This window comes from Brevibacillus brevis (genome assembly GCF_900637055.1).
Lineage (GTDB): Bacteria > Bacillota > Bacilli > Brevibacillales > Brevibacillaceae > Brevibacillus > Brevibacillus brevis.
In genome coordinates this window covers 3,775,292-3,793,973 of the sequence record NZ_LR134338.1, presented here as the reverse complement: position 1 = coordinate 3,793,973, position 18,682 = coordinate 3,775,292, and the positions used below count along the sequence as shown (strand labels likewise).

23 protein-coding genes are annotated in these 18,682 nt (G+C 47.0%); 14 read left to right on the top strand and 9 right to left on the bottom strand.

From position 1 onward, the window contains the following. Positions 1-60: 60 nt before the first annotated feature. From EL268_RS18055 to EL268_RS18040, 4 genes are all read left to right on the top strand, one after another. Positions 61-810, top strand: coding sequence for a cytochrome c biogenesis CcdA family protein (locus tag EL268_RS18055; RefSeq protein WP_106652875.1), 750 nt, complete (start codon positions 61-63; stop codon positions 808-810). Between the two features lie 158 nt (positions 811-968). Beyond that, positions 969-1,196: a spore coat associated protein CotJA gene (locus EL268_RS18050; protein WP_106652876.1), complete on the top strand. Its 228-nt coding sequence runs from the start codon at positions 969-971 to the stop codon at positions 1,194-1,196. Further along, positions 1,193-1,465, top strand: a complete 273-nt coding sequence (locus EL268_RS18045; protein ID WP_106652877.1) for a spore coat protein CotJB — start codon at positions 1,193-1,195, stop codon at positions 1,463-1,465. Before EL268_RS18050 ends, EL268_RS18045 begins: the two co-directional genes overlap by 4 nt. 21 nt (positions 1,466-1,486) lie before the next feature. Continuing rightward, entirely contained in the window at positions 1,487-2,056 is a 570-nt protein-coding gene (locus tag EL268_RS18040; RefSeq protein WP_007725798.1) for a manganese catalase family protein, read from the top strand. 71 nt (positions 2,057-2,127) lie between these two features. On the opposite strand, the gene lepB is transcribed toward EL268_RS18040, so the two are convergent. Continuing rightward, positions 2,128-2,628 (bottom strand): signal peptidase I, encoded by a 501-nt coding sequence (gene lepB / locus EL268_RS18035; protein WP_106652878.1) that lies wholly within the window; start codon positions 2,626-2,628, stop codon positions 2,128-2,130. Between the two features lie 559 nt (positions 2,629-3,187). Further along, on the bottom strand, positions 3,188-4,855 hold the full coding sequence (locus EL268_RS18025) for a ribonuclease J (RefSeq protein WP_106652879.1): 1,668 nt from the start codon (positions 4,853-4,855) through the stop codon (positions 3,188-3,190). A gap of 163 nt (positions 4,856-5,018) precedes the next feature. On the opposite strand from EL268_RS18025, the gene EL268_RS18020 reads away from it, so the two are divergent. Next, positions 5,019-5,438, top strand: coding sequence for a thioredoxin domain-containing protein (locus tag EL268_RS18020; RefSeq protein WP_106652880.1), 420 nt, complete (start codon positions 5,019-5,021; stop codon positions 5,436-5,438). An 88-nt stretch (positions 5,439-5,526) separates the two neighbouring features. On the opposite strand, the gene EL268_RS18015 is transcribed toward EL268_RS18020, so the two are convergent. Next, positions 5,527-5,967: a protease complex subunit PrcB family protein gene (locus tag EL268_RS18015; RefSeq protein ID WP_106652881.1), complete on the bottom strand. Its 441-nt coding sequence runs from the start codon at positions 5,965-5,967 to the stop codon at positions 5,527-5,529. Between the two features lie 61 nt (positions 5,968-6,028). Here EL268_RS18015 and EL268_RS18010 point away from each other — a divergent pair, with 61 nt between their 5' ends. Continuing rightward, the gene (locus EL268_RS18010; RefSeq protein ID WP_106652882.1) at positions 6,029-7,924 is read left to right on the top strand and encodes a hypothetical protein; all 1,896 of its coding nucleotides are present in this window, start codon (positions 6,029-6,031) and stop codon (positions 7,922-7,924) included. 72 nt (positions 7,925-7,996) lie between these two features. Then, positions 7,997-8,452 (top strand): YlbF/YmcA family competence regulator, encoded by a 456-nt coding sequence (locus tag EL268_RS18005; RefSeq protein WP_106652883.1) that lies wholly within the window; start codon positions 7,997-7,999, stop codon positions 8,450-8,452. Position 8,453: 1 nt separating this feature from the next. On the opposite strand, the gene EL268_RS18000 is transcribed toward EL268_RS18005, so the two are convergent. Then, positions 8,454-8,783: a hypothetical protein gene (locus tag EL268_RS18000; protein ID WP_106652884.1), complete on the bottom strand. Its 330-nt coding sequence runs from the start codon at positions 8,781-8,783 to the stop codon at positions 8,454-8,456. A gap of 75 nt (positions 8,784-8,858) precedes the next feature. On the opposite strand from EL268_RS18000, the gene EL268_RS17995 reads away from it, so the two are divergent. Beyond that, positions 8,859-9,203, top strand: a complete 345-nt coding sequence (locus tag EL268_RS17995) for a YlbG family protein (RefSeq protein ID WP_007725782.1) — start codon at positions 8,859-8,861, stop codon at positions 9,201-9,203. Positions 9,204-9,346: 143 nt separating this feature from the next. Beyond that, entirely contained in the window at positions 9,347-10,111 is a 765-nt protein-coding gene (locus tag EL268_RS17990) for a LamB/YcsF family protein (RefSeq protein ID WP_106652885.1), read from the top strand. A 29-nt stretch (positions 10,112-10,140) separates the two neighbouring features. On the opposite strand, the gene EL268_RS17985 is transcribed toward EL268_RS17990, so the two are convergent. From EL268_RS17985 to modA, 3 genes are read right to left on the bottom strand one after another with little or no spacing between them, the layout of a single operon-like run. Continuing rightward, positions 10,141-10,806, bottom strand: a complete 666-nt coding sequence (locus EL268_RS17985) for an ABC transporter ATP-binding protein (protein WP_106653149.1) — start codon at positions 10,804-10,806, stop codon at positions 10,141-10,143. 16 nt (positions 10,807-10,822) lie between these two features. Continuing rightward, entirely contained in the window at positions 10,823-11,509 is a 687-nt protein-coding gene (modB, locus tag EL268_RS17980; RefSeq protein WP_106652886.1) for a molybdate ABC transporter permease subunit, read from the bottom strand. Between the two features lie 30 nt (positions 11,510-11,539). Then, positions 11,540-12,337: a molybdate ABC transporter substrate-binding protein gene (gene modA / locus EL268_RS17975; RefSeq protein WP_106652887.1), complete on the bottom strand. Its 798-nt coding sequence runs from the start codon at positions 12,335-12,337 to the stop codon at positions 11,540-11,542. Between the two features lie 142 nt (positions 12,338-12,479). Here modA and EL268_RS17970 point away from each other — a divergent pair, with 142 nt between their 5' ends. The 5 genes from EL268_RS17970 to EL268_RS17950 all read left to right on the top strand — a co-directional run bounded on the left by EL268_RS17970 (position 12,480) and on the right by EL268_RS17950 (position 16,536). Next, entirely contained in the window at positions 12,480-13,439 is a 960-nt protein-coding gene (locus EL268_RS17970) for a helix-turn-helix transcriptional regulator (RefSeq protein WP_106652888.1), read from the top strand. Positions 13,440-13,635: 196 nt separating this feature from the next. After that, positions 13,636-15,504, top strand: coding sequence for a stalk domain-containing protein (locus EL268_RS17965; protein ID WP_106652889.1), 1,869 nt, complete (start codon positions 13,636-13,638; stop codon positions 15,502-15,504). Then, complete coding sequence (locus EL268_RS17960) at positions 15,501-16,022, top strand: shikimate kinase (protein WP_106652890.1); 522 nt, start codon at positions 15,501-15,503, stop codon at positions 16,020-16,022. The genes EL268_RS17965 and EL268_RS17960 overlap by 4 nt, the downstream gene beginning before the upstream one ends. A gap of 58 nt (positions 16,023-16,080) precedes the next feature. Beyond that, complete coding sequence (locus EL268_RS17955) at positions 16,081-16,242, top strand: YqzE family protein (RefSeq protein ID WP_106652891.1); 162 nt, start codon at positions 16,081-16,083, stop codon at positions 16,240-16,242. A gap of 39 nt (positions 16,243-16,281) precedes the next feature. Next, positions 16,282-16,536 carry a YkuS family protein gene (locus tag EL268_RS17950; RefSeq protein ID WP_106652892.1) on the top strand — a complete coding sequence of 85 codons (255 nt, stop codon included), beginning with the start codon at positions 16,282-16,284 and terminating at the stop codon, positions 16,534-16,536. A 33-nt stretch (positions 16,537-16,569) separates the two neighbouring features. Here the strand turns inward: EL268_RS17950 and EL268_RS17945 are convergent, their stop codons facing one another. Then, positions 16,570-17,427 carry a hypothetical protein gene (locus EL268_RS17945; protein ID WP_106652893.1) on the bottom strand — a complete coding sequence of 286 codons (858 nt, stop codon included), beginning with the start codon at positions 17,425-17,427 and terminating at the stop codon, positions 16,570-16,572. Positions 17,428-17,537: 110 nt separating this feature from the next. Next, entirely contained in the window at positions 17,538-18,656 is a 1,119-nt protein-coding gene (locus EL268_RS17940) for a YqhG family protein (RefSeq protein WP_106652894.1), read from the bottom strand. Between the last annotated feature and the right edge of the window lie 26 nt (positions 18,657-18,682).

The following is an 18,682-nucleotide window of genomic DNA, read 5'->3' as shown; positions in this document are numbered from 1 at the left end:
AGTTTCCTCACAACCTTTCTGTAAAATAAATGAACAGGAAGACCCAGTCGGAGGAGAAGCATGGATTGGTATTCGTACTTATATCAATACGGAGCATGGATCAGCAAGCCTTTTTCTGATTTGTATTACGGAATGGGTGAACAAGCACCGTTGATTGGAGCGTTGTTGCTCGGGATCGTCGGGGCGTTTGCACCGTGTCAGTTATCAGGGAATGTGGCTGCTTTTACTGTACTAGGGAAGAATGTCGTCGTCAAAGGTGGCTTTCGAGGTCATGTGTGGATGTTCATCCTTGGCAAAGCAGTTGTGTATTCTGCTTTGGGAGCAATCGTATTTGCGTTCGGCGAACAACTCTCAACACAAGCGATTCCTTTGTTTCAGTGGGCGAGAAAATTATTGGCACCGATGTTTATTTTGATTGGATTGTTCTTAATCGGATGGATTCGACTGCCATTTCTACATACGCAATCCTTTGAGGAAAAAATCAAGCGTTTTTCGGAGCGATTTGAGGGAAAGACACAATCCTTTTGGCTTGGCGTTGCCTTTTCCCTCGGGTTTTGTCCGACCATGTTTTGGCTCTATTTTGGACTGACGATGCCTTTGATGTTCACGAGCTCGTTCGGGCCGATCATTCCGACAGTATTTGCACTTGGGACGGGGCTGCCGCTGCTCATCGTTTTACTGCTGCTTGCCGTTGCAAGTGATAGCCCTTCTCTCATGAAGAACACAAGGAAATGGGGGGCAGTAACGCAAAAATGGGCTGGAATTGTGTTTGTCCTACTCGGTATTTCGGACTTCATGGCATTTTGGTAAGGGAAATGGACTGGACAGGTGTAATCGTAGGTATTAGCCGCTTTCCTTATAGGAGGAGAGCGGTTTTTCTTTTTGGGGTAGCAATCACGCCTACTGGGTGGGCTGCATAGTGTAGTCATGAAGGAACAGACAATGCAAGTTGGAGGAGGATATTGGCATTGCATTCGCAAACACGCGACTACTTTCCGTACGTTGGTCCCTACGATCCTTGTCCGCCTATTCGGGTAAAGACGTACCAGGTGCCCCCTCAGCTGTTCATGACGTTTCAGCCGGAGAACTTGCCACAATATAGCCCGATGGAAGCGTTGAAATTAGGTACGCTATGGCCGGCACTTTTTAGCCCTTATGATCCCAGACAGAGTCATTTGGGGAGGGGGCACTCATGACAGCTGAAAATAAATTTGGCGATGAACAATATTACGCATTGCTTGAACAGCTGCAAGCGATTGACTTTGTGCTGGTAGAGCTAAATCTTTACTTAGATACGCATCCAACGGATCAGAATGCGCTCCAGCAGTTTAACGATTTAACGGAACAACGCTGGGTTTTGGCAAACGAGTATGAGAAGTTGTATGGGCCCTTGCAAAATCTTGGCCGCAGCTATTCAGGCTATCCGTGGCAGTGGAATGATGATCCATGGCCTTGGCAAGTTTAGAAGAGAGGGATAACGAAACCGATGTGGATCTATGAAAAAAAACTGCAGTATCCGGTTCGTGTCAGTAAGTGCGATGTAAGAATGGCGAAGTACTTGATTGAGCAATACGGAGGGGCGGATGGAGAGCTGGCAGCCGCTCTGCGCTATATGAACCAGCGGTATACGATCCCGAATAAAGTGGTTGGATTATTAACCGATATCGCTACCGAAGAGTTTGCGCATCTCGAAATGATTGCCACGATGGTGTATAAGCTGACGAAAGACGCGACTGTCGAAGAGTTGAAGGAAGCGGGACTGGGTGACCATTACGCCAATCATGATCGAGCGCTCTTTTACAACAATGCCAGTGGTGTACCGTGGACGGCTGCCTATATCGCTGCCAAGGGCGATCCAATCGCCGACCTTTACGAGGATATCGCAGCGGAAGAAAAAGCCCGCGCGACGTATCAATGGCTGATCGACATGACCGATGATGTTGATTTGCAGGACAGCTTGAAGTTTTTGCGGGAGCGGGAAGTCGTTCACTCTATGCGTTTTCGCGAGGCTGTAGAGATTTTGAAGGAAGAGCGGGATGCGAAGAAGATATTTTGAGGAAAAAAGAAAAATATTTCGGGAGTTAAAAATCCACGCTCTTTAAACGGAGCGTGGAAAAATATAACGAATTAATTTGAGGGCAACTTGTTAGTCATCTTGCCTAATATTTGATTGACATGAATCGGACCGATAATTCTACTATCTAGACTATTCAATCGATTATCACCTATAACGAATATTGTATCTTCGGGGATAGTTATAGGTCCAAAATCCTCAGTCAGATTGAGATTTTCTTTTTTGGCTACATTTTTTGCTGATGCTAAGTATGGTTCGTCGACAGCTTTGTTATTGATGTAGAGAATATCATCTTTATATTCAAGCGTTTCTCCCGGCAGCGCAATAACCCTTTTAACGTATTGTCGATCTTTCTCGGCTTGGAAAATAACGATATCCCCACGTTGAATTGGATGGGAGTCATAGTAGGTTTTATCAGCAAGAAAACGATCGTTGTTGTTCAAGGTAGGGGCCATACTATCACCTTCAGAAATAAAGACACTCGTGGATTGGTCAGGCTGGTCAGAAGAAAGACTTGCGAAAATTAAAGATAGCATAAGGAAGAGCGTTTTCATTCAGATCACCTTATAGTTTAGTTTTTTCTAATTTTATCCAGTCTACTTCGAAATGAAAAGCCTACAAATTATTAAATTTGGCCTGAATAGGAATGAGTAAAATACAGTATTACCGGATTAAAGCTTCTATTTTCTATAAGCTGCTTTCATGTTGCGTTTAGAAGTCTACGATGAATAAAGGACAGCCATATGGCTGTCCTTTATCGAAATGGTATTTATCCGGCTAAATCATCCTAATAGAAAAGCCTTCAGGAAAGAAGGCTTTTCCCTACTCATCTATAAGATTATACGGAATGACGATGATGGTTTTCTGTCCCCATTTATGTTCAATTTCTGATGTCATTATCTTCTTAAACTTCGAATCAATAAATTCCAGAGGTAATTCAAATGATGCTTTTACAAAATGTCCCGGCACTAATTTCAACGACGAATTGATAACAGAATGGCTAGTTTCGGGATAGAAGGGAAATGTAAAGAGCCTAACTATTTTACCATTTAAAATCACCACAAGATTGAATATATTATGCTAGAAAAGCCCTCCGGAAAGAAGGCTTTTCCCTCACACATCCATAATAATCGGCAGGATCATGGGTCTGCGCTTTGTTTTGGCATATACGAATTTCCCAATGGATTCCCGCATTCCTTGCTTCAGGCGGTTCCACTGGCTTACATTCGCTTCCTGCAGATTGTTGATCACCTCAGATGCAATGCGAGTCATTTCTTCCAACAGGCCCTCTGATTCCGGGGCATGAATGAATCCGCGAGAAATTAGGTCGGGACCCGACAAAATTTTGCCGTCGGTTTTACTGCGCGTCACAACGATCACGAGAATGCCATCTTCCGAAAGATGTTTGCGATCCCGTAATATTCCATTTCCTACATCACCGATGCCTAAACCATCGACCAAGGTATTTCCGGCAGGGATTTTTCTTTCCTGGACCGCCACACCATCCTGAATATCCACGACATCCCCGTTATTTACAATGAAAACGGACTCGAAATCAACGCCGACGGATTCAGCCAACAGACGATGCTGATGGAGCATCCGATACTCACCGTGAATGGGGATAAAGTATTTTGGCTTCATGAGAGTGAGCATGAGCTTCAACTCTTCTTGGAAGCCATGACCGGACACATGCATGCCTGTCCCAGAGCCGTAAATAACGTTGGCACCCATAATAAACAAGTTATCGACTATACGTGCTACATTCCGCTCGTTCCCTGGAATGGGGGAAGAAGAGAGGATGACAGTATCACCGCGTTCTACTTTAATGTGTCGATGCCCGGAGGTCGACAATCGAGATAAAGCGGCCATGGGTTCGCCTTGGCTTCCCGTGCATAGGACGGCGACACGGGCGGGATCGAGCTCGCTCACTTCCTCGACTTCCACCAGCATGTCTTCTGGTATACGTAAATAGCCTTGTTCCGATGCGATTTTGACCACATTGACCATACTTCGGCCCAGCAAAGCTAGCTTTCGATTCGTCGCTTCTACGGCATCAATGACTTGTTGAAGGCGGTATACATTGGATGCGAACGTCGAGACAAATATTTTCTGCTGTGCCTTACTAAATGCTTCTAACAGGCGATCTCCCACGTGTTTTTCTGATGGAGTAAAGCCAGGGCGCTCCGCATTGGTACTCTCCGACAACAAGGCCAATACACCTTTCTGCCCGATTTCAGCCATTCTGTGCAAATCAGGGGATTGCTTATGCACCGGGGTTAAATCAAATTTAAAATCGCCCGTATGCACAATAGAGCCTGCTTTAGTCTCAAACACGACACCCAAGCAATCAGGAATGCTATGGTTTGTTTGAAAAAAGCTGATCGTGAGCGAGCCTAATGAAATGGTTGAGTGACGATCGATAGAGATGAGGGTGGACTGATGAAGCAAGTTATGCTCCTTCAGCTTCAATTCAATAAGTCCTAACGTTAAACGGGTACCGTAAACAGGGACATTTAATTGTCTTAAAAAATAGGGAATGCCTCCGATGTGATCCTCATGCCCATGCGTGACAATCAAGGCGCGTACTTTTTCTTGATTTTCCAGCAGATAACTAATGTCCGGTATGATCAGATCAATTCCTAAATAACTCTCATCAGGGAACTTCGAACCACAATCGATGAGGACAATTTCATCCCCGCATTGAATCCCGTACATGTTTTTGCCGATTTCATATACTCCTCCTAAAGCAAAAATAGAAAGAGTTTCGTTCCATGCATTCATACGCAGTCATTGACCTCCTCAAAAGATCTTGTGGTTACTTTTGCCTATTGGAAAGCTGAGTATGTATGGATAGCAGGGAGATCATGATGTAAAAATGGATGAATGAACCAATCAGGAGTCGGGCACACTGGGGTAAGACTCATTTTGGAAGGGAGCAGCTCCGGTGAAAACCAAACGATTTCTTTTCCGTTTGTTTCTATTGATTGCCATTGCGGCTGGTGTGGAATGGTTTGTGTATGCGAACCAACAAGAGCAAACCGAAGTGGTAGCAGACGAGTCGCACGCTCATCATGCAGCGCCGACACTCGCTGTGACGCATACCCTTGAGAAAGATGATTTGCAGCTCAAATTGGCCGTTACGAACTTCTCTTTTTCCCTCGAAAACATGGGGAAAGAAAACAAGCACGGGGAAGGGCATGTTCATCTGTACCTCGACGGCAAAAAGATCGCCAAAGTATTTGAACCTAGCTATGTATTGAAGGATATCCCGGCTGGGAAGCATGAGGTCAAGGTAGAATTGGCCCATAATAACCACGAGTCGTATGGTGTTGCAGAGAGCTTTTCCATTGAGGTAAAGCCCTGATAAGCAAGGCTAACTGTTGGGAAAAGGAAAAAAGCCGACTTCGATACGCCTTGTGGCATTCGAACTGTCGGCTTTTTTCGTGGATAGATTAGCGCATATGCACACTGACTTTTGCTTGCTGGTCTGGAAGGGCAATCACCAAAGTCGGATAGCTGATGACCTGGGTTTTCATCGAACCTTTTGCTGGTGCTTGTACACGAACGTGTACGGCAAAGGCATGAGGGCCTGTCCGCTTGACTTGATCCGCTACTAAACGATATCCTCCTGTAGGGCGCTGTCCCGCACCCACGACAACATAGGATTTTCCATTGGCACGGACGATTGTGTGTCCGCCATTTTTTCGAACTTTTTTCAAAGCTTCCTGCACGGCAGGCGGATATGGAGCAGCAACGGCCTCGTAAGTCGCATCTGCTTGTACAGCCTCTTTCGCCACAGGCTCAGATACGGTAGGATGTTGAGGTGACAAGACTTGTGTACCCGTTACTGCCAAGGTTGCTGTTAAGAGCAAACTAGGAAATACATGCAACATCAAGATCCCTCCAATTGGTAAAAGTAATGAATCGAACATCATATAGACTGAGGTGACAGGCGTGCGTGTGAAGGATTCGCTGGAATACCTGTCCGAATCAACGCGACAAGCGATTCTACATGAACAAACCAAACGATATCAGATTGCCGAAGAGCAAGAGTTAACAGCGAGATTATTGGACCCCGTTTTTATTGGGCAAGTGTGGAAACAGGCAGATGAGTTGGAACGAACCGTTATCCGGCTTTTCGTAACCAAAGCGACGAGAGGTTTTTTTAGCAAACGAACTTGGGAACGCGAAACGTCAAAAGAGCACAGACATCTGTCAGTCGGCTTGACGAAATTACGACGGCTTGGACTGATCTTGACTGTACGGAAAATGTGGAGTGAGATTGGCTATTTGATGCCACAAGAGGTTCGAGAGCAGTTGACGAATCAAATGCTGCCGGAAGGCTCTCAGGCTTTTGTTTCGTTTTCAAAAACGCTCCCTTATTATATATCAGCAGGCAGAGGGATACAGCTGGATCTTTTTGGGCTTCTGTTGTTTATTCGAGACAATCAAATTCCTATTACGCAAAAAGGAAGCATTCATCGCAGGATGTCGCAAAAAATGCTGCCGCTGCTTTCACTGACAGACGAGCATGTAAAAGGAATCGTGATTCCGCCACTGGATCAGGAACAAAGAGAGGGCTTATCCTTGACCGTTGTCCTTGATATTGCCCTCAGATTGAGCTTGGTGCATAGGGAAGAGCGAGAACTCGTACTCGATCTTGATCGAACGAAGCAATGGCTGCATCAACGGCCCCTCGTACGTTGGGAAGAAATGTACCAACTCGTCATGGAACAATTTTTGCCGCATGGCGACTGGTGGGAATTTTTCATTCAATTGATGAGACAGGTTCCTGTCGAGCAGTGGTGTTCCCTCCATGAGCAATTGCGGATGCTAAAAGAAGCAGGATTCCCTTTGCCCGACAATGCAGAGGAGTTAATTGTGGAGCAATGGATGCATTTGTTGTTAGGCTTGGGCTGGATTCAGCTCGGGATGGACGAAGAACGAGGGGTTTTTTGGCGTTGGAGCAGTTTGCCGCGATTATCGTCGGAGGAAGGCTGGTTTGTGGACCCCGCAGGTGCCATAACAATCCCACCTCTTGTTCCGTTGTTGGATGTATGGGAAATCAGCCGATTTTGCCAGCTCCAATTTGATGGGCAATTGATTCGGGGTGAATTGCAAGCAAGGCTGTTGCAATCGTATTTGGCACAAGGAGGGACGGAGGAGCAAGTCATCGAAAAGCTCCGTGCCTCCTGTGTTCATCCGTTGCCCGAGAGCTTGATTGAGGTTGTGAGCCAATGGGCGAGAACAGCAAGGCAGATTCAAATGGAGCCGTACCTCCTCGTACGGACAGCACATGCTGGATTTCTGGAGGAATGGCGCGACATTCCTGACTTTCGCCCATTTCTTACCCAAGTGATATCGCCGACTTCGTTTTTGATTCCGTTCTCGCAGGAAAAAGAACTGATCCGATTACTGCGACACTTTGGCTATGAGCCGCAAGTGCTGTCGCATGTTTCCAGCGGAAGCAAAGAGTTCCAGTCACGACAAAACAGTCAAGCGGGGAATAAAGGTTTGCTTCTCATCGAACGGCCTTGGGACGGTTATGCTATTGAAAACACGTTCCCTGAGCAAAATGAGCAAATAGCCGCGCTACCCAAAATGTGGACGAAGCATTTTCAATCCTATCATCCACAATCCATGCGGGATTTGTTTAAGCGCGCAATAGAACTGAAGCTGGAAGTCGAGATCCAGCAAAGCGGAAAAGAAAAGCTGCGAGGGCTACCGACAGAAGTCCGCCTGGAAATGGGGTACTGGATGGTTACGATTGCCGGACAGGGCGGCAAGCAGAGTTACCGTCTTGAGAACATCGAGCGAGTGCGCATTGTAGTGCCCGAATATCTGTACTAAGGGTGTGCATCGTGATACAATCAGGAATGACGTAAAGTTTTCAAGCTTTACGGCGAAAGGAGGTCTCGCTTTATGAAAACATTGGAAGCTGTGGATATGACGCAGTTGATCATGGAGTCTCATGAGCTGTCCACGATGATTAACCAATCGCGCGAGGTCTCGGAGTATCTGGAGGCCAAACGCCAAATGGAAGCAGATGAGGAAGTGCAACGTCTGCTCGTCGTGTTCGAGGCTAAGAAGGAACAGTACGAAGATGTGCAACGGTTCGGGAAGTATCACCCGGATTACAATCATATATCCAAAGAAGTACGGGAACTGAAGCGCAACATTGAACTGAGGGATTCCGTACAGGCATTCAAGCGAGCAGAGGATGCTCTGGATGAGCTCTTGTATCAGGTGAGTAGAACCATTGCTCATTCCGTATCGGAAACGATCAAAGTACCGAGCAACAATCCATTTTTAGAGGCGCAGGGCAGTGGGTGCGGGACAGGCGGAAGCTGCGGCTGCAGTGTGAAAAAGCCATCGTAATTTACGCTGTTCCCGATTCGTTTTGGCGCAGCAGAAAACAGTCTTCACAAAGATTGCCGCAGCAAAATTGCTTTTCGTCAGGTACGCGAAAACGGAAGCGGTACACATGCTGTACGTTATCTGAACGCACGTAAATGCATTCTGGCTTTAATTTGGTATCAGTGGTCAGGCGCTCTCCTGTTTCCATGAGCTGCTTTGTTAAGAGAGGAGCAGGGAGCGTACTGCTTACATAGAAAAAGCGCTGGCCTGCATATGTTTGCCAACTGCTATGGGTCACGATTTTTTCGCGGTGAAGCGCTTCCTCGAATTGATAATAAAACGTAGCCAGCATAGACCACGATTCCTTTCTGTAATAAGCTTTCACCAGCAAGTATACCACGATTGGGAAGGAGACCGACGGCAAAACATGAGAGAGCGACGCCTTGGGGTCGCCGTGTGGGTGAAAAACACGCGTGCCGCCAAAAATTTACGCAAATTTGGCACCATTCATTACATCTCCAAGCGCTTAAATTACGTTTCGATGTATGTAGATGCCAATTTGTTGGACGAAACGATTCGCATAATGGAAAAGCTGCACTTTGTAACGAAAATTGAACGTTCCCATCGCCATGAGATCCCGGTAGAGTACAACAATGCCAGACCGGATAAGGCAAAGGAATACGATTATAAACAAGAAAAGAACCAGGTAATGGCACTAGCAGAGACCTTACAGACAGAAGAAAGCAGTCAAGCAACCGTTGGTTCGACATAGTTGTTCATAAGCTGCCATTTTTCGGCAGCTTTTTTGCTTTTGTTAAACTGGCGTACATGGTATGCTAAAGTGGAAGAAAACGAGAAGCCACGCGTATGAATGCGTTTTCAAGGGATAGATTAGCGAAAGAAAGGTGAGCATACATGATTCATCTGGATATTAACTGCGATATGGCAGAGGGCTTCAGCAGAGGCCGACAATCAGAGGATTTGGGGATTATGAAATGGATCACCTCCGTTAATATTGCTTGCGGATTGCATGCAGGGGATCCACATATTATTTGCAGAACAATCGAAGCTGCACTCAAGCATGATGTGAAAATCGGGGCACATCCCGGTTATGCAGATATTCAAGGCTTCGGACGTCGTTCGATGAACTTGTCTGTCAATGAAGTGTATGAGCTGGTGCTGTATCAAGTTGCAGCCTTGGCTGGGACTACAAAAGCACTCGGCGGGGAGCTTCACCATGTGAAATTGCATGGCGCGCTGTATAACGAAGCGGCTGAACGCCCTGAGCTAGCCGAAGCGGTTGTCCAAGCCATTGCGGATATTGATGAAGAACTGATTCTCTATGCGTTGTCTGGCAGCAAGCTTGTAGAGGCAGGCTTGGAACACGGTCTTCAGGTGGCAGAGGAAGTATTTGCAGAACGGGCTTATTTGCCGAATGGTCGATTGGCACCGCGCGAGTTGGAAGGAAGCGTGCTGATCAGCAAGGAAGAACGCATGGAGCAGACACGTCAGCTCGTTTTAAAACAAAGAGTACAGACAGTTAATGGCGAGCACATTGACTTGGCAGCCGATACCCTTTGTGTCCATCACGAGAGCCATGACGTACTGCAATTCCTTGGTGAGGTACATAAATGGGCGAAGCAAAACGATGTGAAAATTGAACCAATCACAGCTCGATAGGCAAAAAGCCATCCAGCAATGCCATCCCATTATCGGGAAATGGACGTTGCTGAATGGCTTTTTTCATTTTTCCGTTCTTTGATTGTGCCGTTATCGATCAGGAAAATGACATCCGCGAGCTTCTCGGCTTCTTCACGATCATGGGTGACCAGCAGAAACGGGATGTTCCACATAGCGTGAAGGCGAAGCAACTCATCCTGGCATTGTTTACGCGTATCCGCATCCAGCGCCGATAAAGGCTCATCAAGGAGCAGAATGTCTGGTTCAGTAGCAAGCGCGCGTACGAGTGCCACCCGTTGTTTTTGTCCCCCGGATAACTGATGAGGATATTTTTGCAGCAGATGATCGATTCCCACTGTGGACAGCAATGGAGCCAAATTCAGCTCATGCCCCTTTTTCAAACCGTATCGAACATTTTGCTCGACGGTCATGTGAGGGAACAGCGCATAATCTTGAAATAAATACCCGATGTTGCGTTTTTGTACGGGAAGCGGCTTCTGTCCTTCACGATAAAAGACGTTTTCATTTAGTTGGATCACGCCCGTATCAGGATGAACCAGACCTGCAATACTGTTCAATATCGTTGTTTTGCCAGAGCCGGATGGACCGAACAGCACGACAATTTCCTTTTGCACCGAAAAGGACACATCCAGAATAAAATCAGGCAAACGCTTCTGTATGTGGACAAAGAGCATGTACCATTCACCTGCCTTACTTTTGATTGGCGTACCTGCGCACATTGCGACGACTCCACCAATTCAGCCAGAGAGTCGTACCCATCCCCAAGGAAACAATAATGATGACCCAAAACAATGCCTTATCCATTTGACCAGCCTCAACAGCAAAATAAATGGCGACGGGAATCGTATCGGTTTTCCCAGGGATGTAGCCTGCGAGCATCAGCGTAGCGCCAAACTCCCCTAAACCACGGGCAAAAGAAAGAACAAACCCAGCCAACAGACCAGGCCAAGCCAAGGGAAAGGTAACGGTCCAGAATAATCGCCATTCCGAAGCGCCCATCGTGCGTGCCGCATTTTCCAAACGACGATCCACTCCTGTGAAGGCAGCGACTGCACTCTGATACATCAACGGAAAGGAAACGACAATCGAGGCAATAACGGCTCCTGTCAGCGTAAAGACGACGGTAATATTGAACCATTCATGCAATAGCTGGCCGAGAAAACCGTTTTTTCCGAAAAGCATCAACAAGCCAAAGCCGACAACAGTGGGAGGTAGAACAAGGGGAAGCAAAAAGAAGGACTCCAGGACATTCTTCCCCCAAAAATCCTTTTGTGTCATCCATCTTGCAAAAACCATCCCAAGGACAAATACAAAGGAGGTGGAGAGCGCAGCTACTTTAAGGGAGAGCATCAAAGGAGTGAGATTGGTTTCGATCACGCTTGCCACCTCCAATTCGATTCGATTGGTTTATTGAAACCCGTACTTCTGTAAGATCGCTTTTCCTTTGTCGCTTGTCAAGTAGGCAAGAAAAGCTTTTGCTGCATCCGGGTTCTTCGATGCGCTGACGACCGCACCTGGATAAACGATCGGCTTGTGCCATTCAGGCTTGGCAGTCGCTAGTACCTTTACATTTTTCGAAGCTGCTGCGTCACTGGAATAGACGATCCCGACTTCCGCGTTACCAGATTCTACGAAGGTCAAAACTTGGCGAACATCACTGCCAAATACCATTTGTGCGGATAGAGAATCCCACATTTTCAGCGTGTCCAATGTTTCTTTCGCATATCGTCCAGCAGGGACTGTCTCAGGCTCACCGACGGCAATATGCTTGATCGCTGCGTTGGTCAGCTCTTCAAAAGAAGAGATAGTCACAGCACTTGTGTTACCGGCAATGAGAACAAGCGAGTTTTTCGTGAAGTCTTGGCGTGTGTCTTTGATAATCAGTTGCTGTTCCTCTAGACCGTCCATGTCTTTTTTACTAGCGGACAAAAATACGTCTGATGGAGCGCCCTGTGTAATTTGTGTGGCGAGTTTGCCCGAGCCTCCGAAGTTAAAGGTGAGAGTCGTTCCCGGGTGTTCCGTTTCATATTGGGTTTTCAGCTCATTCAAGGCATCCGTCAAGCTAGCAGCAGCAGAAATCATCAGTTCGACCTTTACTGCATCGGTTTTGGCCGGCTCACTTGCTTGTGGTGCTGTTTGTGTTGTCGAGCAAGCTGTCAGCATCAAGCAAAATGCCGCGAAAATAGCAAACCAGTGCTTCTTCATAAAAAAGACCTCCATAATTATATTTAGTTATAATTAATTATAACTGGACATAACTAGATTATATGGATTCGTAATGAATAATCAATTGCGATTTTACGATACTTGTTTGAAAATAGAGCAAAGGAGATAACGGAGGCGGGTCATGAGTCAACAAAATTCTTATACCACCGAAGAAATAGCAAAAATTCTACGTATTTCAAAGCTGACGGTTTACGACCTGATTAAAAAAGGAGAGCTGCCTGCTTATCGTGTCGGTCGGCAAATGCGCGTAGACGAAAGCGATCTGGAAGCGTACAAGGCGAAGGCAAAGGGAGAGTACAGACAAGCCTCAGCTGTTAGCATCCGCGAGACAGGACAAGCTCAGCAATTGTCACGGCATGAGCAGGCTGGTACAGGCCGCAATATCATTATCAGCGGGCAGGATGTTAGCTTGGATCTACTGGCAGGGCATTTGGAGAAAAAGGATGAGGCATACCGACCGCTCCGCTCATACGTAGGCTCTCTGAACAGCCTCGTGGCGATGTATACAGGTAAGGCTGATATCGTCAGCACGCACTTGTACGATGGGGATACCAATGAATACAATGTCCCGTATATTCGTCGCATTTTGTGTGGGCATCGTTATGTTGTCATCAATATGTTGTCACGTTGGGCCGGATTCTACGTGCAGGCTGGCAATCCGAAACAGATCAAAGCATGGAGTGATTTTACGAAGCCGGGCATTCGCATGGTCAATCGGGAAAAAGGGTCCGGTGCACGCACGTTGATTGAAGAGCAGTTTCGACTTGCAAAAATAGCGGGGAATGACGTGAGTGGCTTTGAACGGGAAGAGTCGAATCATCTGGCAGTCGCAGGGGTAGTAGCGCGGCGCGAAGCAGACGTAGGGGTGGGAATTGAAAAGGCAGCTTCACTCGTCGGCGTGGAGTTTGTCCCAACCGTGCGTGAGCGCTATGACCTCGTTTTGTTGAAAAACAAGAACAACGAACCGCTCATTCAGGCCGTTCTTGATGTTCTCGGGTCGCGTCCGTTTCAAAAGGAATTGGAAGCAGTCGGGGGCTATGATCTTAGCCAGACCGGAAAAATTATGTACGAAACCTGGTAAAAGCTAAAGAAAGCTGCCAATCATTACGATACAATGAGTGGCGGCTTTTTTATTTTACCCAGGGGAGACCATCGTCAAATCAGGCGTTTTCTCTACAGAATCTCCTGAATTTCTACTCAGTTTGACATATATTTGCTACAATGAAACAAAAACATATAGCGCCTGCCGCCGGGCGGTTTATCATATGGGGGCTGTCATGAAATCACTACATAAAACGAGCTTGCTAGTATGTGTGACGATCCTCGTTTTTTTTGGCTCAGTTGGAGTCGTCGCGTATTGGCCAGCTATTTCTCAAATCATTGCCATGAATCAATCACCGGAGGAGGAGCAAACGTTCGTCGATCCATTTTCTTATGATCCGCCTCTGCCGTCTTATGTAAAGGATCTGAACCCTGTATATAAGATTCAAGCTGAATTACATACGTCCGAAGCAAAAATAACCGGAAACATGATCTTGGAATTCGACAACCCGAAAACGCCAGATGTACGGCTGTATATTTACGACTACCTTTGGAACAAAATGACGGTGAAGTCGATTCGCTACAAGGACAAGCCGCTTTCTTTTGAACGTGGTCAATCGCTGGTGAAGCTGGCAAATCCTCTTGGCAAGGAGCTTCGTGGCGCCTTGACCATTGAATTCGAGAACCCGGTTCCGCGCAGGGGCACACGTTTTGGGGTCAAAGACGATATATGGACGTTGACGACATGGTACCCGATGCTCGGTGCCCAAAATCAAAAAGGTGTTTGGTATAACCCACCGCAACGCGTTGATTTTGGTGATCCATTCGTTTACCACTATGGAGATTACGATGTGTCATTTACCTCGCCACAAGGCTACAAATGGGTCAGTTCTTGGGGCAGAGGACAAACGAAGTCCATCGGTGGCAGTAAGCAGCAAGTCCATTATCAAGCAAAAAATCTGTTGAACTTTGGACTGGTCGGAAGTCCGCTTTATCACATCGAAACCATTCAATTTGCTCCGAATTTAACGGTTGATATTGCTTCCGTTGATAAAGGTAACATCGAAAGAATCAAAACCATTGCCCAATCGGTATTTCCTACTTTTATCGATATGTACGGTCCGTTGCCGTATCCGCACGTGGCGATTGCGGAAACAAGTACAGGAACGACGTACGCCATGGAATACGCGAATCTCGCCGTATTCAAAAGAGACATGCATTACAACAATCTGATCGATCATTGGCTGCCGCATGAGGTAGGGCATCTTTGGTGGTACAACAGTGTGGCTACATTGGAGTCCTCGCATGGGTGGCTTGATGAGGGGCTGGTGGAGCTCGGCGTGTCTCATTACTTGCAGAAGCGTTATGGTGCCCAATCAGCTACGACGCTGCTGGATGAGTACAACCGTGATGTCAAACGTTTGCAAGAGCGTTATCCAAATGGAAAGCTGGACAAGCCATTGCAGAAGTTTGCCACTGAAGAGGAGTTTAAGCTGACCTGGTATTCGCGGGGCGCACTCCTGTTCGACAACCTGCGTCGCAAAATCGGTGACGACGCCTATAAGCGATTCTTGCAGCGCGTCCAGCAAAATTATCATGGCAGTGTCATTGGTGCAGAGCATCTCGATCAGGCGCTTGGGCAAACTTTGCAAGGGGAAGCGAAATATTTCACCCTGTATACCACTAGTGCAAATAAGAGTGGCTTTGGTGCAGTGCAATTGGAGCCCTATATCACCACGATCATCAATAACATGAGCTTTTATCCATCGATTCCGGCTCGGGTCACCCAAAATACGGTGTATATTCCGCTGCGTGAGCTCGGTGAGAAAATAGGATTGGCGATTAGCTGGGACGACAAGAAACAAATGATCCGCGTAAAAGGAAATGGACGTGAAGTATTTATAAAGGAACGGGAGCGCTTTGCTGATGTAGATGGGAAGCGAATAGATTTAGGCAGCCCGTTAATCGAGATCAAAGAACGTACGATGGTTCCACTGTCCTTTTTTGAAAAAGCATTGGGATATGAGACAGCGTACAATCAACAACAAAAAACGGTGAAGATCAATACGCACCGAACGATTGGAAAGGCGGCAGAAACAAAATGAAAAACCTGGTGTTGGTCGGATTTATGGGAACGGGAAAAACCACGGTTGGCGCCGCACTCGCTGCCTCTTTGGGAATGAAGCATACAGACTTGGATGATGCGATTGTGGAAAGCGAAGGTCGCAGCATTCCAGAAATCTTCACCGATCAAGGCGAAGCGTATTTCCGTGACGTTGAGACGAAACGTCTTGCGCAATTACTGGCAGCAGGATCTCAGGTAGTAACAACTGGGGGAGGAGCTGTATTGCGGAAGCAAAACGTAGAGATGATGATGGAGCAAGGCATCGTAATCGCGCTGCATGCCACGGAAGAGGAGCTTATCAAGCGTTTGGAAAAGGATACAGGCCGACCCTTGTTGGCAGGTGGTGTAGAGACAAGGGTAAAAACCTTAATGGCGGAGCGCGCAGGTGTATACGATTTCGCACCGATTCAGGTGGATACGACAGGAAAGAGTCTTTCCGATATTGTGATGGAAATTACGAGCCAAGTGGTTGAAAGAACGCAGGACGGGAAACAATAGAGGGGACAGCGCTTGCGCCGTGGTGTCCAATCCACGAGTAAGAAGGAGGTCGAGTGCGATGTCCTTTCAGGAATATTTAAAGTACCTGACGAAACTGTTTGTTCAGTACGTGGATACCCCAAAAGATGAACGCCGTTTGCGTAAGACTCCACGCGAGTCCTGGTCGTCACGCTGGTTTGGTGCTATTCCCATGTCCATTCGACTGTTGTGGCGCAAATAAAATTCGTAAACTTATCATGATCGAAGACGGAGGGTGCATATGGCGAGAGTAGCGGTAGAAAATTCCCTGTCTGAAGTGTGCAAGATGCTGCGTCAAAATGGTTACGATGTTGTTGATCTAGGCAACTGGCAGCAGGTTGTAGATGCGATTGTCATTACAGGCCAGGATATCAACGTGCTGGGTAATCAAAACAAAACGATTACAGGAGCTCCCGTCATTAATGCAGAGGGAATGACGGTCAATGAAATTTTTCATGCCGTTCATGAACGTCTCTCTCCTACAGAACATCGGTGAATCAAAAACGTAAAAAGCAAGCTCTCCAACCGGTTATTCGGCAGGAGAGCTTGTTTCGTTTACGAAAAATCGTCCGACGCGATGGGCATACGAATACGGGACAAAGCGCAGGCCCTCATCCCATACGCCCACATAAGCATTTTGGTCATTCCATAAATGCAGGGACCCCACGACAAAGGGTGCCAAAACCTGTGACTGATGAATCGGGACGGCTAATGTAACCGGAGAGGTATAATTTTGCTGCCACAATTGGTTCCAGGACACGTCTGTATCCGTTGTACTCATTTGGCTGACCCACCCGATATGATCAAAAGGATCAGCCTCGGCAGCACTTAAAATTCTCATTTGAGTCAGGCGTTGTCCATTTTGTATGAGCTGCTCGCCTGCAAAAGCATCGACAGCGGGCTCACTAATTTGAAAGGAAGTGGGATACATTTCTCCCGTTTTTGCATTGACCATTTGTGTATCTGACTTCTGGGTGATCAGCCAGTAGGAAGCGAACCCGTCATAAACTGGCTCTGCCGCGATTTCTTTCGGAGCAAAAGCGTCATCGAACAAGATGTACTCCCCAACACCGTACTCCAGCAGAACAAATTTCTCATGGGAAGTGGAATCAGGTGATTCGCCTATCACCAAATACCCTACTTGCTTGTCCGCTTTTTTTATACTTACCAGCCATTGATGCTGTCCTGCACCAAGTGTTTGCACGTCCGTCTTTGCGTCTTGCCATTGCTTGAATTGAGGGTCTCGGCTTGCGATTGCATCCATCCATTCTCGAATTTGTGCTTGGAATTGCTTGTCCCAGCTTGCTTCGTCTTGCGCAAAAGCTGGTAAAGAAAGCAGCATCAGAGACAAAAGAGCAGCGATAAAAGGAAGAAATCGTCTGGTCACAACTATGCACCACCTTTTGTAAAGGCTTAACCTATTCCTATTGTAACCAGCTATGACAAAAAGATTTGTTGCAACGTGTCTTTTCTGTTTCACATTTTCTCGTTGATCTTTTACATGATTCGCCCTGATGCGGGGAGATGTCGCATGCTTTTTGCTTTCGATGACCGCATGAGCGGAGGAACGGAAGATAAATAGAACAAGCCACCGTTGATGAACGACACCTCGATCCGCGGCTCGTATTGCCATGCCAGCTCGTCTTTTCGGCGTTGTCTTTCCTCATCTGGCGTGCTCTTTTTCCATTCTGCCTGATGAATCTCTTCGCGTGGAGTGGTTTGGATTCCATTTGCACGTAAAAAGTCGAGGATTCGTCCGCCAGAAGCCCGGTATTCGTCAAAAGCTAATGGCTGTTCGACAGAAGATGGCCCAGCTGGATCAGGTTCGGGATGCGGGGCTTCTTGTTCGAGTGACGACTCTGGTTGCTCTGCTTCTTCTTCGGTTTCGTCTGCGTTTCTCTGCTCATCTTGTGGTTCACGGCGTGCCAATTCTTCATAGTATGCTTCCAAGATGGCCATTTCTTCGCTCAAACGTGTACGCGCGTCCTCTGCCCATTGCTGATCTTCTTGTTCCAATGTATGTTCCACTTCTTGCTGTGCCATTTGGAGGGCTTCCTGTATGGTTACCTTTCGATCCAACGTGTAATAGTAGTCGGGGATCGCAGGGGTCAAGGAAAGTGAAAATAAAAACGAAGTGAAATCCTTCACCAGACGTGGCTGATGCAAATTGATCCCCAAATACAATAAAATGTCACGTCGCTTGTCACAAAGCAGGGAAACCTTCAAGTTTATCCCGAGCCAAGGCACGAGAGGGGTTGACCGACGCTTACCGGCATTGCCTAAAAGGCCGCCTTGTTGCTCGTACATACAGACAAAGCTGCCATGCTTTTTGGCTGAAGCGAAAATTTGTTGCATGCGGGCAGCCCCTAGATGCAGATGCTCGGATCGCAAACCCTCAGGCATGCAATCCGGATGAAAAGTAAAGGTGAGCACCAATGGCTGATAAGCCAAATTCATCTTATCCACCCAGCTCCAGTAAAAAGGGCGATTGCCGATATCTTTGTCCACCTCGACAGGGAGTTTGACTGTGAAATAATCCGGGTGAGATTCGACGATATGGGCAGAAAAAGTCGCCAAATACCGCTCGACAAATTGTCTGACCTGTTGTTGCTGCATCAGGAGACCTCATTTCTTTTTCGTAT